We start from the raw sequence: 8962 nt of genomic DNA, 5'->3' as shown, positions 1-8962 counted from the left end.
GAACTTACTCGAAGTACATACTTCGATGATCTCATGTCTCTCTTCCTCCGATAGTGCGTTAGAGCGACGTTTGTGTACAGCTCCTCGCCGGCGATCTGTAGCACCAGATTCCCATCGCCTAAATGTACGAGTGGATATCTTCAAAACTTCACAGGCTTTGTAACATCTAGCACCTGCATCTACTGCTTCATTGATTAGAGCTACAGCTTGAGCTCGATCTGAGGGAGAGACTAAACGTCCCCTTCTTCCCCCCAGATCTCTCGTACTTTTTTTTGAAGAACCAATAGAGCAGCAGCTTCTGCTAGCGCCTTTTCTTTCCGTCGAAGTTCAGCTTCAATTCGTACTCTAGCTTTACGTTCTTTATCAAGTTCCGCCTGGTGAGCCCTATTAGCAGCACTCTTGTTGTCAAGAGCTGACTCTAGGGTGTTGCGCCACTCCTCCAGGTCTACTGCTAGAACTCCATTTGATCTCAACCAAGAACCGAGTTCGTGCTCATTCATCGCAGCTGTGTCAACAACAGCTTTGATCTTGTTGATCTTATCGCTGGCTGAATTTGCACTAGCCTTGCGCTCTGAGTTCCACTGGTAGACAACGTTTGCATTGATTTCGTTATCCCTTGCAATCTTGGCGATAGCACCAGGTGTAGCATCTCCTGAATTGTCGAGCTCATATAGAGCTGCAACTACTTTTTGCTTTAGTTCTTTGGGGTACCTTTTCATGACCATTCCATCTTCGCCCTCTTATAAACAAAAATCAAGCTAGGTGACAACAATCTTGGCAGAGAGGGCTATCGACTTTAGTTCTAGGTCACCTTCAAACAAAGACTCAGAGCCTGCTAGTCTCATCGTCAATATCTGAGCTAGCTTCTTGTAGTCCTTAGGATCAATCTCAAGTCGTCCTAGATCCATAACTATCTCTTGGCGTACTTTGTCTCCTTCGCGATAAGACCTAACTAACTGATGCTTTATATATTTAGTTCCAGTTGCCTTATTCTTAGTGGTCTTCTCGCGAATGAACATATAACAAGTATACCAGATGAATTACCTTGTAGGCCAATATTCGCAGCTAACTCTAAGCTTAGGGCACTACATTCGCCACTTGAGAAAACCGAACTTCATCTACCAGCATCTCCAATCTCCAAATAGGGGTTACCCCCAAATAGGGGCTAAAAGGGGGCTTAAAAGGGCTCTTGGGGGGAATTCAGCCGAAACTGGGGTTAGCAGACTCCTAGAACGTCAGCTACAGCTGGAACACCTCGAACCGAGTCTTCCCGAATGGAATCGACCGGGCCGAAATCATTACCGAGGGATTGAGAGGCTAATTCAACTTGCATTTTGCAAGAAGGGCAATTATTTGTCCTTCTCAACTCAGATGAGTCGTAAAACTTCTTGAGCAAAATGAGGAACTCCCGCTTTAGCAAGTCTCGCCAGAAGGTCTACAGGGTCTAATTTGGGGTGGCGTGCATGTGAAGCCTGTTCCCGAATTACTTCAACAATGTTTTTTGGAGCAAGGTCAAGCTGATTCAACAAAAAGTAATCCGGGTGGATCACCTCGAGGTTGAATGCTTCAAGTACATCGTAAGGATAGTCCTTAAGATTGAAGGTTACAATAACGTCTGCACGTCCGCAGATCGCCGTCGATACCACGTGTCTGTCGTCATCGTCCGGAAGTTTTATTATAAGTTCTAGATCTTGCCTGCCTTCCACACATGCATCGTCAAATGTCCTATTCATATCTTGAAATCTCCCAAAAATCTTTTCGCCGTTCATTTCTGGGTAAATCATTAAAATTGCATCCATGGCTTCGGCGATGATCCTGGATGACCAAAGCGGCCGATAAAGTCCGCTTTCGGCTACGCGTAGCAATGTGTCAGCTAGTGCGATAGGTACGATCACGCAAGCGTCTAAAACTGCAGAATAACGAGTCATTGCCTTATGCTTTATGATCAGATTGAGACCGTCTTTGACGGACTTCCCTGAGCGCATCTTTGTAGTCGTCAGGAGAACCATCATAAAGTCCGAGTTCAGATGCCTCTTCAGTTAACTGGTTCAAGACTTGCTTGCGCTCAATTCGGCGTCTTTGCTGGAAGTCAACTAGGTCCTGGAGGCGAACGCGACGATGGCGATTCGGCTTTTCGAATGCAATCGTACCTTCTTCGAGAAGCTTGACCAACGTAGGTCTACTTACTCCCAAAAAGTCGGCGGCTTCTTGGGTAGTCAGAAAGAGTCCCTGCGATGATACGAGTATTGCCCTGCCACGGCGCATTGCTTCTATTACCTGCCGCAGAACCTCATATACCTCTGCAGATAGAGGTGTCTTTTCTCCGTCGGGTCCTACTAAGAATCCAGGTTCCGTATGAACCTGCATGAACCGAGACAATTCGAGGAGCTCGTCGAGAGTATCAGGAGGGAAGACGGGAATTTTTTCACGATCGCTATTGAAATTAGCTTCAGAGGTTTCTTCGTCTGCTTGGCCTATCGTTGTCATATAACCAAATTAGCATAATTCGAAAAAATCGAAAATGATTTATTTTTATCATTGAAACCTGCTACGTGAAATGTTTCCGCTCCGAAATGCATATACATTCATATGCACCTCTTTTGTTTTCGCTCTCCAGACGCCTTTGCGTGTTCTGCCACATCCACGGGGGCAGAACTAGGGCAAGACTCTGATTCTCCAATATCAATAACGATGGCCAGAAGGCAGCAGTTGCCACTTGACAAATTGGCATTTCTAGGAGAGCAGTAGTTCGGGAAGAAAAAAAACTAACTTCAGAGCGGCACTCCATGAAAACCACATCAGGGTAACAGATTTATCGCCACCAAACCAGTCGCTCCTTCGGGGCATTTCAGTGCTATCCGTCGCGACGACTCTTGCAACGATCATGCGGGTACAAAATGTTATCTAGCAAGTCTTCAAGCACGAATATTGACACCCATATGCCTTTGGCGATTTCCGTAAATTCAAAGAATGGATCAGCTCAATAGATCCAAGTTTTACCATAAATGAAAAAGAAGGTAAATACAAGAGAGATGTCCGCGGTCAAAAACTTTCCAGTTTCACAAGTGGCATCCATGGCTGCTCAGACAATATGCCAAAGAAGTCGTAACCCCAGTCAAAGAATCCCGCAGACAAGTAAATTGATTGTCGCAACTCACTAAAGGTCAAGCCCACTGCACTAATGCTCTAAAAAACGAATTCGCCTCAGGGAGTACCCTATGACTACGCTCGTAAAGCACAATGCGGCATTTGAAGACCTCTGGTGTTAGAGTTGGCGATTCGCAGCTCTCCGAATTACGTAGCACCCACCGTCGTCATTATCGAACCACGCTTACTTCAAGAGATTGACGGTGCACTTTTGATCGCCTCCGTTGGCCAGGTCGCAAGAACTAGTAAGCCATTGACACCTCGAAAGGGTCCTTTTTGTATTTCGGAGCGAATGGTCTCATATTTGGCGTTTTCCAAGTCTGATTCTGATGAAATTCCAATATCGGATCGAAGGGTCTATCGCCTCTGAAACGGTGATTTGATAAATAGCTGACATCGTTCTGGCCGACTATATAATTTCATATCGATAAATTGGTACCGCTGTTCAGAAGTATAATAATTTTTGCACATCGGTTTCGAGGATTTCGGAGAAGTATGCATTGCACGTTTTTGCTCTGACTACCAACCCACAGACCTTGTTCTATTGAACAGATATTACCTTGTCACTTTTATGATTTTGAATATTTAAGGTAAGTTGAATTTGTCGTTGTTTTTCGAAAATTGAGCAAACCTAAGCCATAATCAATCAAAAGCCCCCCAAATCGCATATTCTTGTCCGAATCAGCTCTAAATGCGAGTGGAGATTTTTGTGAGCGAATTGAACCCGACAATCGTAACATCGGCTGAATCTGCGAATAAGCGCGTCGAACTCGTCACGAAGGCGGCAAGCGCTTGGATCAATGAGCTTGTCGACCTTGGTGGAAGAAACAACCTGCTCTATTACCGCGATCTAAAGCAGGGTACTTTGGCGCTCGAACCGGTATCGACTCAAAATGAAGCCGTTTTGAAGGCCCTGCTCGCTGGAGGTAAGGTGCTACTTTCAAATTTGTTTGGTGAATCAGCACGAGAAACAGCCGCTCGCCGTGTGCGCACCATCAACGCTAAGGCGGTAGAGAACTTTCAGGAGAGGGGGCTTCAAACCTTACACGTAGCGTGGGGCATGGCCACTTGGAACAACACCAATAGCGAAGCGACTCCTGCGGCTCCGGTTTTATTGCGGCCGATCAATCTAAAACCGAAAAATAGCGCAGGAGAAGATTTTGAGGTAGAACTAACAGAAGAGTGGGAGACAAACCCTTCGCTCTTACACATGCTTAAGACCGAATAGAAGATCGATTTTGAAGCTATCGATCTGCCAAATATTACCGATAGTAGAAATGGTTCTATAGACTCCAATAATTTATTTGATAATCTTTCAAAAGCATGTGTCGCAGTTAATGGATTTGAGGTAAAACCTCGAATCGTGATTGGAAATTTCTCCTATGCTAAGCTCCCCATGGTCCTTGACCTTGAGAAATCACTTGATACGATGGTCGCATCAGACCTTATTTCCTCTCTCGCTGGCGATCAAGCTTCGCTCGAGTCTCTCCGTAGTCGACATCCAGAGATAACGCTCTCTGATCCCGATCGACAACCACCCCAAGATGAATTCCTTGTCCTTGACGCCGATGCTAGCCAATCCTACGTAATAAATGCTGTCGTCGGAGGTGCGGACTTGGTTATTGATGGACCTCCGGGCACTGGAAAGTCACAGACAATAGCCAACCTTATTGCCACTTTGGCCGCTCGCGGGAAAAAGGTCCTTTTGTCGCCGAAAAACGTGCTGCGATCGACGCGGTAGTAGACCGTCTACGGAGCGTTGGACTTGAGGACCTTGTGCTCGATCTCCATGACGGGGCGGGGTCGCGACGCAAACTTGCCGAAAATCTCGCTAAGTCCTTAGCCTCTGCCTCTTCTATTGCTCGTCCGGATATGACTGCCGTGCATGAGAACCTAACTCAACGAAAGCGAACCTTAATAGAGGTAACCGACGCATTACATAAGAGTCGCGAACCATGGGGCTTGAGCATTTACGATGCCCAATCGCGGATCATGGCTATTTCAGATTCAGCAACTTCAACGTTTCGGATTCGAGGTGAAGCATTGGTACGACTGGACAAAGATAAATTTAGAGATACTTATGTGAATCTAGAAAAGTTTTTCGGCTTGGGTGGATTTACCCTTTCCTCACAGAGCAGCCCTTGGGGAGGAGCCTTCATTGACTCCACAATTTCAACTTCCGACGCCGCCTCTCAAGTCCTCGAATTGCTGACAACCCTCAACACGAAGACATTGACAATTGCATTCGAAACCTTCTCAAAGACGGTCGCCGACTGTGGGCTTCTTATTCCTACGGCGATGAGGACGTGGGGTGACATCCTTCAAATCATTAGAGATACGAAAACGACATTGGAAGTCTTCAACAAGGATATCTTCGAACTTCCGCTGGCTGAATTTGCACGCGACCTTACCCCAGGCAAATCAGGTGGCATCGGTGGTTGGATTACGAAAATTACAAATAGAACCTATCGTCATGCCCGAAAGCAAGCTTCACGGATTTGGATCGGTCCTAAGCCCTCTCCCAAAGAGCTTTCGATTGCCATAAAGAAGGCACAGCACGTTTTGGAAGCGTGGCCTCAGATCAAAAAAGATGTCACCGTTCCCGAGACCGCATTTAAATTGTTGGACAATGAAGACGGCTATCAAAAGGTCGTACTACAACTAGAAGAGCTTGCTAAATTGACAGCACACACCAATCTTCTGGATATGTCTTTTCCTACGCTTTGCGACCTGCTAATTAGCCTCTCTGAAGACACTACAACACTGTTTAAGATTCCTGAATTAATTCGATTAAACGCTAAACTCCAAGAATCGTCACTAGGTGGTCTCCTGGCAGAGATGCGTTCGAAAAAACTAACTGTAGACGGTACCTTGGAGACTTTGGAGTACGTCTGGTTGATATCAATAATTGAATCCGTCTCACTATCTAATTCACTTATTGGAGCATTCGATGGAACAGCGCATTCTCGCACCGTAACTGAATTTCAACGAGCAGATCGCGAACATATAAAAAGTGCGTCAATTAGGGTTCGCCGAGCGGTTAGCGAGCGCATAACCCAAGTTCGCGACAGCTGTCCGAGGGAATCTGAAGTCATTGAACGCCAAGCTCGCTTAAAGCGAAACCACCTTCCGGTACGGACATTGTTCGAGGCCGCACCTAACGTCTTAGGGGCGCTAAAGCCATGCTGGATTATGAGCCCACTCGTTGTAGCTCAACTTTTGCCAACCCAACGACTATTTGACGTTGTCATCTTCGACGAGGCATCTCAGGTAAGCCCCGCGGATGCCGTTGGCGCCCTAATGCGAGCAGAACAAGCTGTGGTCGCTGGTGACCCACGTCAATTACCGCCTACAAGCTTCTTTGCGACATCGTCAGGAGGGGGAGAAGACGACGAGAGTGCCGAAAGCGAAATATACGAAACCGATGTCACAAAGGATATGGAATCAATCCTGGATGCGATGAGCGCAATTTTGCCTCCTCCTATCGGTACTCGCACCCTTGGCTGGCACTATCGGTCAAAGGACGAGCGCCTTATTGCCTTCTCAAATGCACAGAGCGAACTTTACAGTTTTTCTATGACGACCTTCCCAGGCGTGAGCAGTGAAAGTTGTATAAGCCACGTACTTGTCCCATTCCATTCCAATAGGTTAGATCCGCTGGAATCTGGCGCCGATGAAGTAAGGCGAGTGGTAGCACTCGTCGCCGAACACGCCGCGCGTCACCCAGGTGAGTCCCTTGGCGTAATAACAATGGGCATAAAGCACGCTAATCGCATCGAAGAAGCACTTCGGCGCGCCGGAAGAGAGAACCCCGTACTAGAGGCATTCATTAGCGGAAGCGCCTCTCCCAAAGCAAGAAATGAGATGTTTTTTGTCAAGAACCTCGAGAGAGTTCAAGGCGACGAACGGGACTCAATCATCTTGACGATCGGATATGGCAAAACAGCGGATGGGCGAATGCAGTACCGCTTCGGTCCGATCAACATGCAGGGCGGTCACAGACGCTTAAATGTAGCTATAACAAGAGCGCGGAAGAAGATTACTCTGGTTTGTAGGGCGACGCTTTCGTTGATTACGCGGGGGTATTAAGGCGTCACTGAAGCTGATGATGACGTAGAGGTGGCTGTGTAGTTGCGTTGTCGCTATCTGTTAGGGCAAACTAGGGAGTCCGAATAAAATGGGACCCCCTCGCTGTTTTTTGTCCGAACTACAAGAGGGTCCCCCAGAGATGCCAGAGGCACCATGGCTGTTATTGTATCTAGTGATCCCGACGTTGTGGAATCTGAATTGTTGGGTGGAAAACTTTTTTGTCCATCCTGTAACGGAGTGCTTCGGAAATGGGCACATGCGAGGTCGAGAACCATTCGTATGCGTGACTGCACTAAGACGCTTTGTCCACGAAGATCGCGCTGTAGTGATTGTTTTAAGACCTCGGTTCTCCTGCCCGATTACCTTTTAGTTCGCCGGGTGGACGAAGCAGCGGTAATCGGGTCAGCTTTAGTTCAAAAGGCTGAGGGACTTGGACATAGAAAGATCGCTGCAAATATCTGTCGTCCCGAGACAACCGTCCGAGGCTGGCTCAGACGTTTTAGAGAAAAGTTGGAGATACCCCTAGAACACTTCACCAATTGGGCTCTGGTTTTAGATGTCACATTGTCTGAGATTGCCCCAGCGGGATCTCTATTCGCAGATGCAATAAGTGCAATTGGGATTGCTGTTCGTTCTCTAAGCATCCGCTTTGGTCCTAGTCCCCCATGGTCCCAGATGTCAGTTATGTGCGGAGGAAGACTTCTTTCCAACACCAACTCACCCTTTCCAGCACCTTCATAATCAGTAATGATTCTTTTTGTCATTTATTGGCACGACAAAAAGGAGAAAAAGTGACAACGGATCCACTGGAAGAGCCAAAACATCACCGAGCGGAAGATATAGCACTATTTCGCTACGGGATAGTTCGTGAAGCAGCAGATGAAACCCTCTCTAAAACAAAGCGGGGGCAACTTGTACGCGAGTTGGCTTATACCACCCATATTGGTATTGACGGAGTTCCGGTAGTGGTATCGCGCCAAAGCATCGACCGCTGGATCCGTACCTACAGAAAAGGCGGCTTTCAAGCTCTTCACCCTTCAGCACGCCATGTTGAGCCCCGTACCCCGGAGCATCTGCTTTCTTTAGCATGTGAGCTTAGAAAAGAAGATCCTTTTAGAACAGCAGCCCATATTGCCCAGATCATCAGAACTCAAAATGGATGGTCACCTAATGAAAGAACTCCACAGCGTCATTTCAAAGCTTTAGGACTCACAAGATCCCAGCTGAGCGGTCAAAACATTGCATTTGGGAGATTTGAGGCAGACTATCCAAATGAGCTCTGGGTGGGAGATGCTTTACACGGCCCGGTAATTGCCGGAAAGAAGGCAATCTTGTTTTGTTTTTGTGACGATCACTCCCGATTGGTTACAGCTCACCGCTGGACATATTCTGAAGATACTCTTTCAGCTCAGGCAGCGCTACGACGTGGAATACTCTCAAGAGGTATACCGGGTACCGTGTATCTCGACAACGGGAGTCCATTTGTCTCGCGTCAACTGCTAAGAGCCCTGGCAGTTCTCGGGATTCGGCTAGTGCACTCGAAACCTGGGCGTCCAATGGGTCGTGGAAAAATTGAGCGTTTTTTCATCAACGGTAAGAGACCAGTTCCTAGTAGAAGTAGCCCACAGCGATATCTCTTCGCTGGAAGTTCTCGAAGAACGCTTCCAGGGGTGGGTGGAACAGGTCTATCACCGACGGATTCATTCTGAAACCGGCCAGACACCAC

At 47.3% G+C, this 8962-nt stretch carries 10 protein-coding genes; 6 read left to right on the top strand and 4 right to left on the bottom strand.

The genetic code is table 11. From position 1 onward, the window contains the following. Positions 1-230: 230 nt before the first annotated feature. From AXFE_RS08950 to AXFE_RS08935, 4 genes are all read right to left on the bottom strand, one after another. Positions 231-725, bottom strand: coding sequence for a hypothetical protein (locus AXFE_RS08950; protein ID WP_052605357.1), 495 nt, complete (start codon positions 723-725; stop codon positions 231-233). Between the two features lie 33 nt (positions 726-758). Continuing rightward, the gene (locus AXFE_RS08945; RefSeq protein ID WP_052605527.1) at positions 759-1019 is read right to left on the bottom strand and encodes a hypothetical protein; all 261 of its coding nucleotides are present in this window, start codon (positions 1017-1019) and stop codon (positions 759-761) included. A 348-nt stretch (positions 1020-1367) separates the two neighbouring features. Next, on the bottom strand, positions 1368-1928 hold the full coding sequence (locus AXFE_RS08940; RefSeq protein WP_052605526.1) for a PIN domain-containing protein: 561 nt from the start codon (positions 1926-1928) through the stop codon (positions 1368-1370). 4 nt (positions 1929-1932) lie between these two features. Further along, positions 1933-2487, bottom strand: a complete 555-nt coding sequence (locus AXFE_RS08935; RefSeq protein WP_082058610.1) for a helix-turn-helix domain-containing protein — start codon at positions 2485-2487, stop codon at positions 1933-1935. A 784-nt stretch (positions 2488-3271) separates the two neighbouring features. Between AXFE_RS08935 and AXFE_RS08930 the strand changes: the two genes are divergently transcribed. From AXFE_RS08930 to AXFE_RS08905, 6 genes are all read left to right on the top strand, one after another. Then, positions 3272-3517, top strand: a complete 246-nt coding sequence (locus AXFE_RS08930; RefSeq protein WP_052605525.1) for a hypothetical protein — start codon at positions 3272-3274, stop codon at positions 3515-3517. Between the two features lie 339 nt (positions 3518-3856). After that, the gene (locus AXFE_RS08925) at positions 3857-4375 is read left to right on the top strand and encodes a DUF4011 domain-containing protein (RefSeq protein ID WP_052605524.1); all 519 of its coding nucleotides are present in this window, start codon (positions 3857-3859) and stop codon (positions 4373-4375) included. A gap of 135 nt (positions 4376-4510) precedes the next feature. Next, on the top strand, positions 4511-4888 hold the full coding sequence (locus AXFE_RS08920; RefSeq protein ID WP_052605523.1) for a DEAD/DEAH box helicase family protein: 378 nt from the start codon (positions 4511-4513) through the stop codon (positions 4886-4888). Positions 4889-4923: 35 nt separating this feature from the next. Then, positions 4924-7236 (top strand): DEAD/DEAH box helicase, encoded by a 2313-nt coding sequence (locus AXFE_RS08915; protein ID WP_052605522.1) that lies wholly within the window; start codon positions 4924-4926, stop codon positions 7234-7236. Positions 7237-7389: 153 nt separating this feature from the next. Next, on the top strand, positions 7390-7977 hold the full coding sequence (locus tag AXFE_RS19315) for a DUF6431 domain-containing protein (RefSeq protein ID WP_152625983.1): 588 nt from the start codon (positions 7390-7392) through the stop codon (positions 7975-7977). A gap of 50 nt (positions 7978-8027) precedes the next feature. Beyond that, on the top strand, positions 8028-8945 hold the full coding sequence (locus AXFE_RS08905) for a DDE-type integrase/transposase/recombinase (protein WP_160291796.1): 918 nt from the start codon (positions 8028-8030) through the stop codon (positions 8943-8945). Positions 8946-8962: the final 17 nt, after the last annotated feature.

Origin of the sequence: Acidithrix ferrooxidans (genome assembly GCF_000949295.1) — a bacterium.
Lineage (GTDB): Bacteria > Actinomycetota > Acidimicrobiia > Acidimicrobiales > Acidimicrobiaceae > Acidithrix > Acidithrix ferrooxidans.
Note: the sequence above shows the minus strand (reverse complement) of the source record. Positions and strands in the feature narration are given on the sequence as shown.

What these genes read in the sequence shown, in the direction of transcription:
- AXFE_RS08940 (WP_052605526.1), bottom strand. Translation starts at nt 1,928, where the DNA reads ATGACTCGTTATTCTGCAGTTTTAGACGCTTGCGTGATCGTACCTATC.
- AXFE_RS08950 (WP_052605357.1), bottom strand. Translation starts at nt 725, where the DNA reads ATGGTCATGAAAAGGTACCCCAAAGAACTAAAGCAAAAAGTAGTTGCA.
- AXFE_RS19315 (WP_152625983.1), top strand. Translation starts at nt 7,390, where the DNA reads ATGGCTGTTATTGTATCTAGTGATCCCGACGTTGTGGAATCTGAATTG.
- AXFE_RS08945 (WP_052605527.1), bottom strand. Translation starts at nt 1,019, where the DNA reads ATGTTCATTCGCGAGAAGACCACTAAGAATAAGGCAACTGGAACTAAA.
- AXFE_RS08935 (WP_082058610.1), bottom strand. Translation starts at nt 2,487, where the DNA reads ATGACAACGATAGGCCAAGCAGACGAAGAAACCTCTGAAGCTAATTTC.